The organism is Alteromonas sp. 4NH20-0104, assembly GCF_057547795.1.
On sequence record NZ_BAAJLP010000024.1, the window covers coordinates 25,714 to 43,185 of the forward strand.

A 17,472-nucleotide genomic window follows, 5' to 3' on the forward strand; every position below is an offset into this window, starting at 1 on the left:
TAACGGCTGGCCCTACTGACAGGTAAGGTGCCAGCCTGCTTTATGCTGTAACCAGGCTTCATTAACCAGTTCAGCGTTGATCAGCGGGTGTTGTTTCAGCCATTTTTCCGGAAAGGTCAGCGTCCAGTCCAGCCCATCTGCTTTAAGCTCAATAGCCGGAATATGCTGCTGATGACGGCGCAGGCAGACCACCACAGCGATACGCAGGATGCGCAATAAACCCTCCAGCATAGGCTTTACGTCTTCGTGATAAAGCGCAAAGGGCTTTAAATCAATAGCCTGGCGGTGTGTGCCAACGAGGTCTCTGATAGCCGCGCGTTGCAAACGGGTATAACCGGGTAAATCGATGTAGTTGAGAATATAGGCACCATGCTCGTGGTGCTTTTTATATTCTATGTGTAAACCAATCTCATGCAGCATGGCAGCAGCATCAAGAACTGTTTCGGTGTCCAGATGGCAGAACGTTGATTGCTGGCAAAGCTGTTTACACAGATTGATAGCCAGTTGCTTAACGTTGGTCGCATGGGGTTTATCAATGTGATAGCGGCGGATGGCCGTGTTAAGTGTCTGGGTACGGCGATCATTATGCTTGAGATTATCCAGCATGCCGTAAATCAGCCCCTCGCGGAGCGCGCCGCCGGAGATATTCATCGTGCGGATTTTCAATCGCTCAAATAACGCCAGCAGAATCGTCAGGCCACTGGGGAAAATGGGCTGCCGGTTAGGCTCAAGGCCATCAATCACCAGGTCTTTGATATTGCCACAGTCAATACACTGCTGTTTGAGGTTGTAAAGATAATCAATCCGAATGGCATCGCTGATCCCCTGTTTTACCAGTATTTCGGTAATCGCTTGCGGGGTACCGGAGGCGCCAAGACAGTTTTGCCAGTCAAAACACAAAAATGCGTCAACGGCCGGCTCTAAAAGCGCATCGGCGGCTTCTTTTGCGCGCTCAAAGTTAGCTTCGGAAAGCTCGCCATCCAGGAAGTAACGCTCCATAAAGGTCACGCAACCCATGTCGAGACTGACCATATGAATCGGCTGCATATCGTTACCGATAATGATCTCGGTGCTGGCGCCGCCAATATCAATCACCAGGGAGTTCCCCTGATTTGCCGAGGTATAGGCTACGCCAAGGTAAATCTGCCGGGCTTCTTCTTCGCCGGGAATAACATCGAGCTGGTGCTGCAGGATCTTTTCCGCTTTATCGATGAAGCTTTGAGCATTTACCGCCAGGCGTAACGTGGCCGTAGCCACTACACGAATGTTAGAGGCCGGTATGTCCTGTAATCGTTCAGCAAACGTCTGCAGGCAATCCCAGCCTCGTTGCATGGCCTCTTCACTGAGGACCATGTCTTTGTCCAGACCAGCGGCTAGGCGTACCTTTTGCTTTATCTTACCGATAATTTGAACGCTGCCATTGGCAACGTGCACTACCACCATATGAAAACTGTTCGACCCGAGGTCTACGGCGGCATAGTATTCGCCGAGTGTCTCGGCGTCGAAATCGGTTTGTGGCTGCATAACGTTTACTGCGACATTAACTCTTTTTATGCTGTGGGCGTTTGCCTGATCCATTACGACGTGTCGACGGGCGTCGATTCTGACGGCGTTGACGCGGCTTAGGCGCTTTTACGTCATCGAGCAGGGCATCCTGTACATACTCGGTCACCGGAATGGCGTGCTGAATATAGCTCTCAATACCGGGTAAATTTAACGCGTATTTCTCACAGGCGAAACTGATTGCCACACCGCTTTTACCCGCCCGGCCAGTCCGACCAATGCGGTGCACGTAATCTTCCGGATCGTCAGGTAAATCATAGTTGAATACGTGACTAACGGCTTCAATGTGCAGGCCTCGGGCGGCAACGTCCGTTGCAACCAGAATATCCAGTTTGCCACCGGTAAAGTCTTCTAAAATACCCAGGCGTTTCTTCTGTGGTACATCACCGCTTAACAGCCCGACCCGGTGCCCATCGGCTTCCAGCCAGTCGGCAACGCGTTCACAGCCATGTTTGGTGTTGGCAAAAACAATGGCTTTTTCCGGCCATTCTTCTTCCATCAGGGTTAACAGTAGCTTTATTTTATCGTCGTCAGACGGATAAAATAATTCTTCTGAAACGCGGCTGGCAGTCATCTGTTGCGCTTCCACCTGCACATGGGTCGGATTGTCCATATGCTCGTAGGCCAGCTCCTGAACCCGATAGCTCAAGGTCGCTGAAAACAGCATGCTTAAACGTTCGGTAGCGGGCGGCATACGGCGGAATAAAAAGCGGATATCTTTAATGAAACCAAGGTCAAACATACGGTCAGCTTCATCAAGTACGGCGACCTGAATATCTTTCAGGGTGAACACGCCTTGCTTGTAATAGTCAAGAATGCGGCCCGTCGTACCAATAACGATATCTACCCCATCCTGCAAAGTTTCGCGTTGACTTTGATACCCTTCGCCCCCATAAATGAGTGCAAGTGAAAGCCCTGTATGCTTACTGAGCAGTTCAGCATCATTGTAAATTTGTACGGCAAGTTCCCGTGTAGGCGCCATGATAATAGCTTTAGGTCCGGCTTTCTCACCATCAGGTTTTTTATCCTGACTTAAAATGTGGTGGAAAGTTGCGACCAGAAATGCCATGGTTTTACCGGTTCCGGTTTGGGCCTGGCCAGCTATGTCATTACCTTCTAATAAAGGAGGTAAGCTTAGCGCCTGAATTGGTGTACAATGCGTATAATTTGCAGCATTTAAGGCATCAATGACTTTGGCATTGATGGGTAAATCGGAAAAATGTGTTTCGGTTAAATGAGTTGTTTGCATAGCTTATAGCTTATCAGTGCTTGCATTAAAAAACAGTTTCTATATAACACTTATGGTAGAGCTGAACAATTCAGCGACAGACCAATTACGGAGAAAAGAATGAGCGACAAAATTATCCAGTTGACTGACGATAAGTTCGAAGCAGATGTTATCAATGCTGAAGGTCCTGTGCTGGTTGACTTCTGGGCTGAATGGTGTGGCCCGTGTAAAATGATTGCCCCTATTCTGGAAGAGGTCGCAACCGACTTTGAAGGAAAGTTAACAGTTGGCAAGCTGAATGTCGATGAAAATAATGAAACTCCGCCGAAATACGGTATCCGTGGTATCCCTACGTTGCTGCTGTTTAAAGGCGGTAATGTTGCAGCTACCAAAGTAGGTGCACTGTCAAAAGCACAGCTGACTGAGTTTTTGAACGAAAACATCTGATACGCTGACTATCGGACTGAAAAAACCGGCTGAGGCCGGTTTTTTTGGGTCTGAAATACGCTTTTTTTGATCTCGGTTAAGATCTTCAGGGCGTCGACTGGTTAACCTTCGGCGCTATTTTAAACCGGTTACTTTAACGCCATGCAAAAACCTGAATTACTGTCACCCGCCGGGTCGATGAAAAACCTTAGATACGCACTTCATTATGGCGCCGATGCGGTTTATGCCGGTCAGCCCCGTTATTCATTACGAGTGCGCAATAACGAATTTACCCTGGCGAAATTGCAGGAAGCCAGAGATTACACCAGCGCGCATCACAAACAGTTTTACATCGTTAATAATATCGCGCCGCATAACAGTAAACTGAAAACCTTTGTAAAGGATCTTGCGCCAGTTGCCGCGTTGCAACCTGATGCCATGATCATGTCTGACCCGGGCATCATTATGCTAACCCGGGAGCATTACCCGGATTTACCAATTCATCTGTCAGTGCAGGCCAATGCGGTCAACTGGGCAGCGGTAAAATTCTGGCAACAGCAGGGGATTAAGCGGGTTATTCTGTCCCGCGAATTGGGCCTGAACGAAATAGAAGAAATTCGCCAGCAGTGTCCGGACATTGAACTGGAGGTATTCGTTCACGGTGCGTTGTGTATGGCATATTCCGGGCGCTGCTTATTATCCGGCTACATAAACAAGCGTGACCCCAATCAGGGGGCCTGTACCAACTCCTGCCGCTGGGAATACACCGCAGAACCGGCCAGTGATAACGACGTAGGCCAGTTTATTCCGTCCCGTGATGCCATTGAACCAACCCTGGGTAGGGGAACGCCAACCGATCAGGCGTTTTTACTGACCGAGCCACAGCGCCCGGATGAGCCCATGCCGGCGTTTGAAGATGAACATGGTACCTATATTATGAACTCGCGGGACCTGCGCGCTATTCAGCATGTTCAGCGTCTTGTCGGAATCGGCGTGGACTCGCTGAAAATTGAAGGACGCACCAAGTCGTTTTATTACTGCGCGCGCACCGCACAAGTTTATCGTAAAGCCATTGATGCGGCCTGCCGGGGAGAGGCTTTTGACGCCGATTGGTTCCTGGAATTGGAACATCTTGCCAACCGCGGCTACACAGATGGCTTCCTGCAGCGTCATAACCATGAAGATTATCAGCAGTATTCGCGGGGTAACTCCGCCAGTGACACGCGTCAATTAGTTGGTGAAGTGACTCACGGCGATAAAGACTGGTGGTATGTAGAAGTGAAAAACCGCTTCAGCGTGAATGACAAGCTGGAAGTGATGACGCCCGCCGGCAATACTGAAATTACCCTCGATACACTGCTTTCTCAGCAAGGCGAAGCGTTGTTGGTGGCGCCGGGCAGCGGTTATAAAGTGAAAGTGCCGGCAGTAGCCGGGTTTTCGCCGGACATGGCCATGTTGTTAAGATGCATTGAGCAGCCACAAGCCCTGCCGGCTTAGGCACACAGCGATGAGGTTCAGTGTTTCGCAATCTTTTTTTAACATTTGCAGGATTTAGTCTGGACGATAGTAAAATATGGTGCTACCTTTACTGAGTCTAGGCTTACCTAGCATCCTTACAAGCCCGCCTCCGGGCTCAAGCACTATTCTTATTAATTAACGAATTTCCCTAAAAGACGTTCAAGCACAAAGACCCACCAGTATGAATCTAACGGAACTTAAGAATAAGCCAATCAGTGAATTGGTCGCACTTGCCGAAGAAATGGGCCTCGAAAACATGGCCCGGGCGAGAAAACAAGACATTATTTTCTCGATTCTGAAATCCCACGCAAAAAGTGGCGAAGACATTTTTGGCGATGGCGTACTGGAAATCCTCCAGGACGGCTTCGGCTTCCTGCGCTCTGCTGACTCTTCTTACCTTGCGGGGCCAGATGATATTTATGTTTCACCCAGCCAGATCAGACGCTTTAACCTGCGTACGGGTGACACAATCGCCGGGAAAATTCGCCCGCCGAAAGACAGCGAGCGCTATTTCGCGCTGCTGAAGATTCGCGAAGTTAACTTCGATAAGCCAGAAAACTCCCGTAATAAAATCCTTTTTGAAAACCTTACCCCACTGCACGCTAACTCACGTTTGCGTATGGAACGCGGTAATGGTTCATCTGAAGATATTACTGCCCGGGTGCTGGATCTGGCATCGCCCATTGGCCGCGGTCAGCGTGGTCTTATTGTGGCGCCGCCTAAAGCCGGTAAAACGTTACTGCTGCAGAATATTGCTCAGTCCATCGCGGCGAATCATCCCGAATGTGAACTGATGGTATTGCTGATAGACGAGCGACCTGAAGAAGTTACCGAGATGCACCGTCTGGTGCGGGGTGAAGTGGTTGCCTCAACGTTTGATGAGCCAGCCAGTCGTCACGTACAAGTGGCTGAAATGGTCATCGAGAAAGCCAAACGTTTGGTTGAGCATAAAAAAGACGTGGTTATCCTGCTGGATTCCATTACCCGTCTGGCTCGTGCTTACAACACGGTTATCCCGTCGTCAGGCAAGGTTCTGACTGGTGGTGTGGATGCCAACGCCTTGCATAAGCCTAAGCGGTTCTTTGGTGCTGCTCGTAATGTTGAGGAAGGCGGAAGCTTAACCATTATTGCGACAGCGCTTATCGATACTGGCTCTAAGATGGATGAAGTGATCTACGAAGAGTTTAAAGGTACCGGTAATATGGAATTACACCTGAATCGTAAGATTGCTGAAAAACGGGTCTTCCCGGCCATCGACTTTAACCGTTCAGGTACCCGTCGTGAAGAATTGCTGACCGGCCAGGATGAACTGCAGAAAATGTGGATCCTGCGTAAGATTGTCCATGAAATGTCAGAGATTGATGCCATGGAATTTCTTATCAATAAACTCTCCATGACTAAGACCAATGATGAGTTCTTCGATGCGATGAAGCGCCAAAGAAGTTAATCATTAGTTTATATTGTTCTAAAAACCGCTGTCTGACAGCGGTTTTTTTTTGTGATTTCTGAGCAGACGGGGTAGTGTAAAGTTATTGTAATTATATGGATAATATTATGCGTCGAGTCGTCCTTGCTGCCCTGGTCCCTCTTTTTTCACTGTCCGTGTTTGCCCAGTCCAATGAAGTGGACAGGTTAGCCAATGAAATCGAAGGTGAGGTCATAAGCTGGCGTCATCATTTGCATCAATATCCAGAGTTATCCAATCGCGAATTTAATACCGCTGAATATGTTGCAAAGTATCTGCGCACGCTCGATCTGGACGTTCAAACCGGTGTTGCTAAAACGGGCGTGGTCGCCATTCTGGACAGCGGGCGACCGGGACCGGTGGTGGCGTTACGAGCCGATATGGATGGTCTGCCGGTACCTGAAGAAAATGACCTGGCCTGGCGGTCAACCCAGCGAGGAGAATACAACGGGAACGATGTACCGGTAATGCATGCCTGTGGTCACGACACCCATATGGCCATGCTGATGGGGGCTGCGTCGGTGCTGACCTCCATGAAGGACAAACTGCATGGCAAAGTGAAGTTTATTTTCCAGCCAGCGGAAGAGGGCGCGCCAGCCGGTGAGAAGGGCGGGGCGGAAGTCATGGTTCAGGAGGGGGTGTTAAAAAGCCCGGATGTCGACGTGATCTTCGGTCTGCATATCAGCGCCAACAATGATATTGGTACTGTCAGCTATAATCCCGGCGGTACTATGGCTGCGGTCGATCCGTTTAAAATTGTTATCCACGGCAAACAGGCCCATGGTGCGTATCCCTGGAAAAGTGTGGATCCCATTACCACTGCTGCGCAAATGATTATGTCGCTGCAAACCATCGTAAGCCGCGAACTCAAAATTATCGATGATGCAGCGGTGGTCACGATTGGCTCAATTCACGGTGGCAACCGGTCTAATATTATCCCTAATAAGGTAGAGCTGGTGGGGACCATACGCACCCTTAACCATGCCGCCCGTGAACACGTTTATGAAGCCATGGCTCGCAAGGTAAAAGGGATTGCCGACAGCATGGGAGCAACGGCTGATCTGACTTTACCGCTCGATTACAATTACCCGATCACCTTTAACGACCCGGCGTTAACCGCGCAAATGCTTCCTACCGTCGAACGCACGGCAGGCAAGCAAAATACGATTCTTGCCAAACCCGTTACCGGTGCTGAAGACTTTTCTTTTTATCAGGAAAAAGTGCCGGGGTTATTTATGTGGCTGGGCGGTAAACCTCTGGATGTGCCGGTTGAAGACTCGCCTGCCCACCACACCCCGGAGTTCTACGTGGATGATGCGGGCATGAAATTGGGCGTGCGGGTACTGACCAACCTGACGCTCGATTATATGGATGCTAACGCAGAATAATCAGCTATGGAAAACAGGTTGTTGCAGGCATTAGCTCTGACACTGGCCGGAGTGGTCGTTAATCTGCTCCCTGCGCCACTGGAAAGCGGTGGCGTGGTGTTTTTTGGTGGTGGCTTTGCCATTGCCGCAGCCCTGTTATTTTCCTTTCAACTTACGCTGCTAGTCACCACGGTTGTTTATGCCACCCTGCTGGTGCATGGCAACGATCCGCTGATGATCGTCTTTCTGGCCGTGCAACCCTTGCTGGTAAACGCGCTGTCCAGTAAAGAAGATGTGCTGAGCCCGCTCAAGCTGGGAATTGGCTGGTGGAGCGGACTGATCCTGCCCATTTATATTGTGTTTGCTTATGCAACTCACAGTGCCTCACCCACCATGGCATTCACCGCGTACTCAATAACCTGGCTGAGCGGTATTTTTTCCTGCTTGTTTGGTCATTTGCTGTTTCTTACCTTGCTGCGTTACCTGCCTGCAGGCAACGAACTCCGTTTTAATGTGGAAACTTTATTCCGCTATATGTTTGCCTCGCTGTTTTTCTTTGTGGTGCTGATTATGACCTATGTGCATGTCGGGCAATTGCAACGACAGCAGGCACAGCAGTTAACGTCTTATATGACACAGCGTGCGCAGGTCATGAGTACTGAGTTAAGTCGCTTCCTCGACGGCCACGCCGGCGCTATCAGTAACACCGCCAAATCTATGGCCATTGCGCAAAAACACGGCGCGCCTCTGTCTGCTATTGCGGCGGAAACGCTGACTAATCTGGCCCAGGAATTCCCTGAGTTTCTGACCTTTTTAATTGCTAATGAAAAAGGTGCAATCACACATTCTTATCCGACGAATTTACTGAGCCGGGCCAGGCGGCTGAACCAGGCTATTGTGACGGAACGGGAATACTTCGTTCAGGCCATGAAGACGGAAGCGACCTTTGTGTCCCAGGCGTTTCAGGGGCGCGGGTTTGGTAACGACCCGATAGTCGCTATTGCGAGCCCCTTGTATGACGGTGAGGGCAACCTGAGAGGGATACTGGAAGGGTCGCTTAACCTGAGTAGCTTTATTGAGTATGACAGCCGTAATTTGCCCGGATTCTGGACTATTTATCGCGATGAGGCAGGTAAGGTAGTGTACGCCTCGCCGGAACTCAGGCTCGAAGCGTTACAGCAGCCTGAATTACCCGCCTGTCTTCAGGAGATCTGCTTTTCACGGCAACCCGCGTTAAACCGCGACTGGTTTATCGCACAGTCGCGGGATCCCATTTTGGGCTGGACAGTGACTATGTTGTTTGAGAACAGCAGCTACATGACCATGAGCACTGACTATGTGCGTTGGGCACTGTTCCTGTTGCTTGCCCTGGGGCTGGTGGGCGTGGTTGTGGGAGGACGGGTTGCTCAGATCTTTGCCCGGCCAATCCGGGAACTGATGAAAACCTTCGCCGGTTACTCGCCGGAATCGCCGGTTCCTATTCAGTCCTTCAGTCACAACCGTTTGCAATTGAAAGAGATATCGGGCCTGGCAATAGAGTTCAGCGAACTGGGTGAGCGGTTGGTGAGTGCATTTAACGAGCTTTCTACCTCACGTCAGCGTCAGCGCACACTGAATGAAGAGCTGGAAAAACTTAATCTCACCCTCACCGAAAGGGTTGAGGAAAAAACCGCCTCGTTGATTCAGGCCTTGTCTCAGGCGGAGGCGGCAAACGTATCCAAATCACAGTTTCTGGCCAACATGTCCCATGAAATCCGCACGCCGATGAATGGCATTCTCGGCACCTGTGAAAACCTGTTGGAACGGCCTTTACCTGATGAAGTCAGCCGGCGAATTCAGGTAATAGTGCAGTCTGCTAACAACCTGCTGTTGATTCTCGACAGCATACTCGACTGGTCGAAAATTGAAGCGGGTAAAATGAAAATGACCCGTCACCCCTTTTCAGGCCAACAGGTTATTCAGGCCTGTGCCGAAATTCATCGACAGGCAGCCAGCCGTAAGCAGCTGAGTCTGGCAGTCGACTGGGGGAACAACATACCGCCTTATTTGCTTGGTGATGCCGGGAAAATCAGCCAGGTATTGAATAACCTGCTCAGTAACGCCGTGAAATTTACCGCTATCGGTGGCGTAGTGATCCAGGTGTCATATCATGATGGCACGCTGATTCTGGCGGTGAGGGATTCTGGTATAGGTATCGACAAGACTGAGCAGCAAACCATTTTTGATCAGTTTGTGCAGGCCGACGCCTCAAGCTCACGTCAGTTCAGTGGCACCGGCCTTGGACTGTCTATTACCAGCAAGCTGATTGAGTTAATGGGGGGCACGATTGCGCTGGACAGTGAACGCCAGAAAGGCAGTGAGTTTATCGTCAGGCTACCCTTGCCAGCGGCTAATCAGATTACTGAGGCCCCAGAGGAATCGGAAGTAACGCTGCCTCCCGGGCTAAAAATTCTGGTGGTTGAAGATAATGATATTAATGCTGAGATTATTCTCGATATGCTCAAGGATGCCGGAGTGAAATGTATACGGGCCAGAGATGGCGGCGCTGCGGTTAAGATTCTGCCTAAAATCGATTTTGATCTGGTGCTGATGGATTGTCAGATGCCGGTAATGGATGGCTTCTCAGCGACCCGCGCTATTCGAGACCTGCCGGGTGAGAAGTCAACGGTGCCAATTATTGCCCTGACTGCCAATGCCTTCGAAGATGATCGTAAGGCCTGTCTGAGTGCCGGCATGAATGATTATTTAAGCAAGCCGGTGCGGCGCACCAGCTTACTTAAAATGCTGATTAAATACGTCGGTTATCAAGCAAAGACTGACGAAAAGCCTGGGCCGACAAGCTGATTGGGCGACGTCGGTTAGTCACTACCTGCCAGGTGCTTTGAATCGGGAAGTCTTTAATCTTCAGTACTTTTACACTGTCGGCAGCGGACTGGTCGAGTGTATGCTGTGATATAACCGCCAGCCCCAGACCGGCAGAGACTGCCAGCCGAATTGCTTCGTTACTTTCTATGACCATATTGTTACGCAGCGAGACATCATGCTTGTCACAGTACTCATCCAGTGTCCGGCGGGTGCCACTGCCTTTTTCCCTGAGCAGGAACTTGGCGTTTTGCAGTTCAGTTAAACTACAATTATCCGGGCCATCGTAGTCCGCCGGCGCTATGACGACCAGCGGATTGATCAAAAACGGCTCGCAAACCAAATCTTCATCTTCAGGCGGGTAGGTGAAGATATACAAATCATCGCGGTTTTGCATAAGACGTTCGGCAATCTGTTCGCGGTTGCCCACGGTAAAGCGGACGTCGATATTGGGGTGCTCTTTGCAAAAAGGACTGAGCATTGGCGGGATAATATATTTGGCCGTAGTCACCACCGCAAGTTTCAGGGAGCCGACTTCTACGCCTTGCAGCGCACTTATCTGACTCTTTAGCTTATCTTGCGAAGACAGAATTTCCTGGGCACAGCGGTAAACGGCGGCGCCGGCTTCAGTGAGTTGCACGCTGCCCTGAAAGTGCTCAATAAGCGGTAAACCAATAATAGTATTTAGTTTTTTAAGCTGAAGCGAAACGGTGGGTTGAGAAAGTTGCAGCGCATTAGAGGCCGCAGTCACCGATCCGCAATCAACAACTTGCTGAAAAACTTCGAGTAGTCTGAACGTCAATGTATTCATAAAGCATCCCATAAAAGCATTTGTGTAAAAATATACTAAAAACTCATTTATCTCTATCTATAATCGGCTGCTTGCGTTGAAAGCGGGGAAATTTCCGTTTACAGACACTTTGCAATTGACCACAAATAGACGCTTTCTATGGGCAAACGAGGTAAAATGAGCTAATATCGGCCGCTTTTCAAGCGCTGCTCAACCACGAGTTAAGCGGGTTAGTAAACGCAAAGTCTGTGAGGACGGCAAAATGGCGAAAATCGCAATTGTAATGGGGTCGACTTCGGATTGGCCCACCATGCAAAACGCGGCAGTAATGCTCAAACAATTTGGTGTTGAATTTGAGGCTCAGGTTGTCTCGGCACACCGCACTCCTAATCTGTTAGTCGAATTTGCCGAGCAGGCAGAGCAAAATGGTTTTTGCGCAATTATTGCCGGTGCCGGCGGAGCAGCCCATCTGCCAGGCATGATTGCCGCCCACACGCATTTGCCAGTGTTCGGCTGCCCGGTCAAGTCCAAGGCATTAAATGGTCTGGACTCGTTATTATCAATTGTCCAGATGCCCAAGGGCGTTGCCGTAGGAACACTGGCCATTGGTGAAGCCGGTGCTGCAAACGCGGGTTTGCTGGCGGCGCAGGTTGTTGCTTTACAAGACCCGGCGGTCAGGGAAGCGATTATTGCCTTCCGTAAACAACAAACCGAAACGGTGTTAGCTAACGGTAAACTGGAGCTGTAACCATGCAGGTGCTGGTATACGGTGCCGGACAACTGGCACAAATGATGTATCTTGATGGCGCGGCGCTGGGCATCAATGTCATGGCGGTGGATGTCAATAACAACACTGTGGTACACCCGGTCAGTAAACTACCGCTTGAGTGTACCCTTGAGCAGGCCATTGAGCTGGCTGATGCACTTACCGTTGAGTTTGAGCATGTGCCCGAACCCCTTCTTGAACAAGCGCAGGCCTCGGGTAAGTTGTATCCGGGTATCGACGCAATTTTAGTGGGTGCAGACCGGGTACGTGAAAAAGCATTACTCAGTGGTCTGGCAATTCCTAATTGCCCCTATCAGGTAGTGGATGACCTTGCGCAACTCGACAGCTGTGTCGATAAGCTTGGTGAGCGGCTGATTATCAAAGCCAGTCGTGACGGTTATGACGGCTACGGCCAGTGGCGCTTGAAGGCTGCCAGTGAGTTACCGGCACTGAAGTCTCAGCTAGCCGAGCTGGATCTGAAAAAAGTGCCTTTGGTGGTCGAGCAAATGCTCAACTTCGACCGTGAAGTGTCGCTGATTGGTGCGCGCAGTAAAAGTGGTCAGGTGGTGGTTTATCCACTGGCCGAAAACCTTCATCACGAAGGGCAACTGCATGTTTCTGTTGCGCCAGCGATTGCCAGCAGCGCCGCGCTAAACGAAAAGGCCAGAGACATTTTTACCAAGCTGGTAAATGGCATGGACTATGTCGGCGTCCTGGCGGTTGAGTTATTTCAGTGTGGCGATGAACTGCTGGTTAACGAACTGGCCCCGCGAGTACATAATTCAGGACACTGGAGTCAGGCCGGCTCACCCACCAGTCAGTTTGAAAATCACTTACGGGCGGTGCTCGATTTACCCCTGGGCCTTGCCTGTAATACCGGTGGTGAAGCCGCGGTGAGCGCTATGATCAATATCATTGGTTGCGACAATCATAATATGGCACTGTTAGGTGTGCCGGGCGTGCATTTTCACTGGTATGGAAAAACCGTGCGTCAAAAGCGTAAGATGGGGCATATTAACGTAACCGCGTCGAATTACGCTGAACTGGGCAGTAAGCTTTTAAGCCTCAGTGAGTATCTTTCACTGGCGCACTTTCCCTGCCTGGCAGAAGAAGCCAGTCGGCTGGCGTCAGAAAGCTAAAACAGACTACACGACCTCACACCAAGTGGGGTCTTTTTTTGCGCAAAAGAAAGTGGAGTGACAATGACTATTAACCGTTACTGGCAAAGCCTTGTGTTGGCCCTGACGCTGCAACTGACGTTCCCCGCGACGGCGAGCATGGAGCATGATGCAATGGTACACAATGCCAGCGCCCGGGCGACCTTCGCCATGGCGACGACCGCTGCAGTTTACCTTACCGTGATGAATCATGGAGATAGTGCTCTTACCTTAACCAGTGTTAGCGTTGCTGACGAGATTGCCGGTGAAGCGCAAATTCATACTACAGTGATGGAAGGGGATATGATGAAGATGCGACAAGTAACCGCTGGCATCGATATTGAGCCCGGCGCCATGGTTGAATTTAAACCGGGCGGCTACCATGTAATGCTTATGGGGCTGGTTAATCCCCTGGAAAAAGGCAATAAGTTTAGCCTGACGCTGCATTTTGCTGACGCAACCACCAAAACGGTGGAAATTGGTGTTGGTGCAGAAGGTGGTCAGGGTGGCCATCACCATCACTGAGAGCGGGTCGCTGTAAACGTAATGTAATCCAAATCAGTGCATTATTGCTATTAATAACACAGTTGGAATAAACCAAGGAGTTTATGATGAGCAAGATTGATATCGGTATTGCACAAGCAGATCGCGAAGCAGTAGCCCATGGATTAAAGAAATTACTGGCAGATTCCTACACCTTGTATCTGCAAACCCACAATTTCCACTGGAATGTTACCGGCCCGCAATTCCGCGAATTACACCTGATGTTTGAAGAGCATTATACTGAACTCGCGGTGGCGGTAGATGACATTGCCGAGCGTATCCGTACACTGGGGATTGCCGCGCCCGGTACTTATAAAGCATTTGCTGAGTTGAGTGCTATCGAAGAGGTGGAAGGCGTGCCGGAAGCCAGCGAAATGGTCCGTTTACTCACTCATGCTCATGAACAGGTCGTGAAGACCTCTCGTGAAGCGTTGAAACTGGCCCAACAGGCGGATGATGAATCGTCGGCGGCATTAATATCTGACCGCATGAGAGTCCACGAAAAAACAGCCTGGATGTTACGTGCGATGGTGCAATAACATTTTTTAAAACAACAAGAGACGACTATGAAGCGACCTCAACATAAGGTTGCGACGTTAACAGCACTGGCTTTGGCCGGTGCTGTTGCGTTTAGCAGCCAGGCGACAGAAACACTGAAAGTAAATGAATTAGCTACCGGACTGGACCATCCCTGGGGGATGACCTTTCTTCCGTCCGGCGATATGCTGATCACCGAACGTAGCGGCCAAATTCGGCAGTTCAATTTTGCCACCGGGCTCAGTAAGCCTATCAGTGGCGTACCAGCGGTGGCGGCGGACAATCAGGGCGGCCTGCTGGACATTACCGCCGACCCGGATTTTGCCAATAATCAGACCGTGTATTTTTGTTATTCGCGGCCAACCGAAGGCGGCAGCAGCTCAAGCGTTGCCAGTGCCACCCTGAATGGCACCAGCCTGACCAATGTGAAAGATATTTTTGTCGCAGACTCAGTGGTCGATAATGGGTTTCACTTCGGCTGCCGGCTGGCTTTCGACAATGACGAGCATTTGTTTGTTACCCTGGGCGACCGCTACAAGTACATGAAAGAAGCTCAGAATACCGATAATCATTTTGGTAAAATTGTACGTATTAAGCGCAATGGTGATGTGCCGGCAGACAATCCGTTTGTCGATGGTGATGCGGCGGAAATCTTCAGCTACGGTCACCGCAATGTACAGGGGTTAACCGTTCATCCTGAAACCGGGGAAATCTGGGCTATGGAACACGGCCCCAAAGGCGGCGATGAGGTAAACCTGATTAAGGCCGGTAAGAATTACGGCTGGCCGGTGATTACCTATGGTATTGATTACAACGGCAGTATCATTTCTGATAAAACTGCGCAGCCGGGTATGGAACAACCGGTGCTCTACTGGGATCCATCCATAGCACCCAGTGGCATGACGTTTTACGCTTCAGAAGTGTTTAAAGACTGGCAGGGCGATTTGCTGGTTGGCGCTTTGAAGTTTCGCCACCTGCGCCGCATCCGTTTTAGTGAGGCCGGGGAAGTTGAATCGCAAACCGAATACCTGCGCGATCGCAATGAGCGGATCAGAGACGTTGAAGTGGGTCCGAACGGTTTGATTTACCTGCTGACCGATGACAGTAACGGCAAGTTACTGCAATTATCACCCGCCAACTAATAATAAGGGCTACCGAAGTAGCCCTTTTGCTTACTATTTCGCAGTTTCTGGCTCGGTGCGATACCGTTCAAACCAGGCCAGAATATTGCCCACTTTCTGAATCAGCCGTGAAGGCTTGGAAGCAATACCGTGGGACGCTCCCGGTAGCCTTAACATAGCTGTCTCCACACCGCGTAATTTAAGTGCCTGATAAAACTGCTCCGATTCACTGATAGGTGTACGGTAGTCAGACTCTCCGGTTAGCAGCATGGTAGGAGTCGTTACATTGCCAACCAGTGACAGCGGGGAGTGGGCCCACAGATGCTCCGGAATTTCCCAGGGCATGCCAGGCATCCAGTACTGGGTGAAGTATGGATAAGCATCGGCCGTTAAGGCAAAGCTCATCCAGTTAATAACCGGCTTGGCAACCACGGCAGCCGCGAAGCGATCGGTTTTACCTACCGACCATGCGGTGAGTACGCCGCCGCCGGAACCACCGGTAATGAACAGGTTGTTGGTATCAATAAAGCCCTTGCCGATAACGCCGTCTACCACATCCATCAAATCGTTATAGTCTTCAGACGGATAATTGTGGTGAATGAGGTTAGCAAAGTCCTCACCGTAAGAGGTACTGCCGCGGGGATTTGACCAGACCACCACATAACCTTTGGCAGCCATGAGTTGTATCTCGGCACTGAAATTGGCGCCGTAGGCGGTGTGAGGTCCGCCATGAATTTCCAGAATGAGCGGGTATTTTTTGCTGGGGTCAAAATCAGGCGGCGTCACCATCCAGGCTTCAATCGGGCGTTCATCCACGGTTGAGGTAACTGTCATGGCCTCTATGGCCGGGATCGCAAGATGACCGAGCACGTCCTCATTGAGTGTGGTCAACTGTCTTACTTTGCCGCGGCTTTCGCGCACGTACAAATCTGCCGGGGTCGTGCCATCAGAACTGACAAAAGCCAGTGCGCCATTGTCTGCTACGGCAAATTCGCCAGAGGTATAAGGACGCCCCAGGGATTGTCCGCTTAAGGTAATGCTGAGCTTATCCATATCGCCATCGAGTTCAACCCTGGCGACTTTAGTCTGGCCAGCATCCTGAAAGCTGACGAACAGCTCATCACTGTCATCGCCCCAGTCAAATTGTCCGGTGGTACGATCAAAGGATTCGGTAAGGTTAGTCAGCTTGCCGTCTTTCCTCCGCATCACCCATAAATCACTGCTCTGAAAACTCAGTTTACGATCCGTGGTGTGTTTAAATGCCAGATATTTGCCGTCAGGACTCAACTGCGGATTGCTTTCCGGGCCTTCCAGGCTGGTGGTTTGACTTAACTCACCGGTGGCAATGTCCAGTGCGTAAATATCACTGCTCATCACTTCCATGGCGTAGTTGTCACTGGGATTCGTCGAGAAGAACAACTGTTTGCCATCGTTAGAGAAACTCAGATCACCATTGAGCGGATACTCGGTAAAGGTAAGCTGACGTGGCGTACCGCCTTCCACGGGCAGCAGATAGATTTGATTAAAGCCGCCCGGTACATAGCCCGCACCATCAGAGCGGTAGTTGAGGTCTTCGATAAACCTGCCGGTTTCTGCCCACTGGGCATTGGCGGGTTTGGCGGGCATGCCGCTGAATAAAGGCTTATCAGACTTTGGCGTAAACTGGGTAAAAGCCAGTGAATTGCCGTCTGGTGCCCAGACCACGTTGCCGGGCGCGAAGCTGGTATTGGTTAACAGCGCGTCTTCGCCGCTGTCCAGGTAGCGAACATAAAGTTGTTGTGAGCCTGAGCGGTCCGAGAGGTACGCAAGCTTGGTGCCGTCGGGCGATAACACCGGGCTGCGTACACTGGCATGCTCAGCTATCAGCGGGCGATGCTGGCCGCTTTTTACATCTACCCGCCATAAACTGAGATGCATACGGTCGTTCATTATGTCGTTGCTGCGACGTTCGTAAATGATGTGTTTACTGTCAGGCGTAAACACTGGTGATGCGGCATACTCCAGAGCAAATACGTCCTTGTAATCAAAGGTGGCTGGCGCGCTGGTGTCGGCCGCGGCCATGGCAGACAAGCCCAGCGCAATGCTGGCCGCCAGAGCTTTTACGGTATTGTTCATTATTATTTTTCCTT

14 protein-coding genes are annotated in these 17,472 nt (G+C 50.6%); 10 read left to right on the forward strand and 4 right to left on the reverse strand.

Annotated elements, in window-relative coordinates; genetic code table 11:
• Positions 1-12: 12 nt before the first annotated feature.
• Together AC27IB_RS16390 and rhlB are read right to left on the reverse strand one after the other, a co-directional pair.
• Positions 13-1,524 carry a Ppx/GppA phosphatase family protein gene (locus AC27IB_RS16390; protein ID WP_487122259.1) on the reverse strand — a complete coding sequence of 504 codons (1,512 nt, stop codon included), beginning with the start codon at positions 1,522-1,524 and terminating at the stop codon, positions 13-15.
• 16 nt (positions 1,525-1,540) lie between these two features.
• Positions 1,541-2,812: an ATP-dependent RNA helicase RhlB gene (rhlB, locus tag AC27IB_RS16395; protein WP_487122261.1), complete on the reverse strand. Its 1,272-nt coding sequence runs from the start codon at positions 2,810-2,812 to the stop codon at positions 1,541-1,543.
• 99 nt (positions 2,813-2,911) lie between these two features.
• Here rhlB and trxA point away from each other — a divergent pair, with 99 nt between their 5' ends.
• The 5 genes from trxA to AC27IB_RS16420 all read left to right on the forward strand — a co-directional run bounded on the left by trxA (position 2,912) and on the right by AC27IB_RS16420 (position 10,411).
• The gene (gene trxA / locus AC27IB_RS16400) at positions 2,912-3,238 is read left to right on the forward strand and encodes a thioredoxin TrxA (RefSeq protein WP_105936165.1); all 327 of its coding nucleotides are present in this window, start codon (positions 2,912-2,914) and stop codon (positions 3,236-3,238) included.
• A gap of 141 nt (positions 3,239-3,379) precedes the next feature.
• A complete protein-coding gene (trhP, locus tag AC27IB_RS16405; protein ID WP_296053639.1) occupies positions 3,380-4,714 on the forward strand; it encodes a prephenate-dependent tRNA uridine(34) hydroxylase TrhP in 1,335 nt (444 codons plus the stop codon).
• Between the two features lie 202 nt (positions 4,715-4,916).
• The gene (gene rho / locus AC27IB_RS16410; protein ID WP_296051707.1) at positions 4,917-6,182 is read left to right on the forward strand and encodes a transcription termination factor Rho; all 1,266 of its coding nucleotides are present in this window, start codon (positions 4,917-4,919) and stop codon (positions 6,180-6,182) included.
• 107 nt (positions 6,183-6,289) lie between these two features.
• The gene (locus tag AC27IB_RS16415) at positions 6,290-7,588 is read left to right on the forward strand and encodes an amidohydrolase (RefSeq protein WP_487122264.1); all 1,299 of its coding nucleotides are present in this window, start codon (positions 6,290-6,292) and stop codon (positions 7,586-7,588) included.
• 6 nt (positions 7,589-7,594) lie between these two features.
• On the forward strand, positions 7,595-10,411 hold the full coding sequence (locus AC27IB_RS16420; RefSeq protein ID WP_487122266.1) for an ATP-binding protein: 2,817 nt from the start codon (positions 7,595-7,597) through the stop codon (positions 10,409-10,411).
• On the opposite strand, the gene AC27IB_RS16425 is transcribed toward AC27IB_RS16420, so the two are convergent.
• The gene (locus tag AC27IB_RS16425; RefSeq protein WP_296051699.1) at positions 10,356-11,240 is read right to left on the reverse strand and encodes a LysR family transcriptional regulator; all 885 of its coding nucleotides are present in this window, start codon (positions 11,238-11,240) and stop codon (positions 10,356-10,358) included. The two genes, AC27IB_RS16420 and AC27IB_RS16425, sit on opposite strands and share 56 nt — an antisense overlap.
• Before the next feature lie 241 nt (positions 11,241-11,481).
• On the opposite strand from AC27IB_RS16425, the gene purE reads away from it, so the two are divergent.
• From purE to AC27IB_RS16450, 5 genes are all read left to right on the forward strand, one after another.
• On the forward strand, positions 11,482-11,967 hold the full coding sequence (gene purE / locus AC27IB_RS16430) for a 5-(carboxyamino)imidazole ribonucleotide mutase (protein ID WP_296051696.1): 486 nt from the start codon (positions 11,482-11,484) through the stop codon (positions 11,965-11,967).
• A 2-nt stretch (positions 11,968-11,969) separates the two neighbouring features.
• Entirely contained in the window at positions 11,970-13,124 is a 1,155-nt protein-coding gene (locus AC27IB_RS16435) for a 5-(carboxyamino)imidazole ribonucleotide synthase (RefSeq protein WP_487122269.1), read from the forward strand.
• Between the two features lie 63 nt (positions 13,125-13,187).
• Positions 13,188-13,667: a copper chaperone PCu(A)C gene (locus AC27IB_RS16440; RefSeq protein ID WP_487122271.1), complete on the forward strand. Its 480-nt coding sequence runs from the start codon at positions 13,188-13,190 to the stop codon at positions 13,665-13,667.
• 86 nt (positions 13,668-13,753) lie between these two features.
• Complete coding sequence (locus tag AC27IB_RS16445) at positions 13,754-14,224, forward strand: Dps family protein (protein ID WP_296051708.1); 471 nt, start codon at positions 13,754-13,756, stop codon at positions 14,222-14,224.
• A gap of 27 nt (positions 14,225-14,251) precedes the next feature.
• On the forward strand, positions 14,252-15,364 hold the full coding sequence (locus tag AC27IB_RS16450) for a PQQ-dependent sugar dehydrogenase (RefSeq protein ID WP_487122273.1): 1,113 nt from the start codon (positions 14,252-14,254) through the stop codon (positions 15,362-15,364).
• A 33-nt stretch (positions 15,365-15,397) separates the two neighbouring features.
• On the opposite strand, the gene AC27IB_RS16455 is transcribed toward AC27IB_RS16450, so the two are convergent.
• On the reverse strand, positions 15,398-17,458 hold the full coding sequence (locus tag AC27IB_RS16455; RefSeq protein WP_487122275.1) for a S9 family peptidase: 2,061 nt from the start codon (positions 17,456-17,458) through the stop codon (positions 15,398-15,400).
• Positions 17,459-17,472 lie beyond the last annotated feature (14 nt).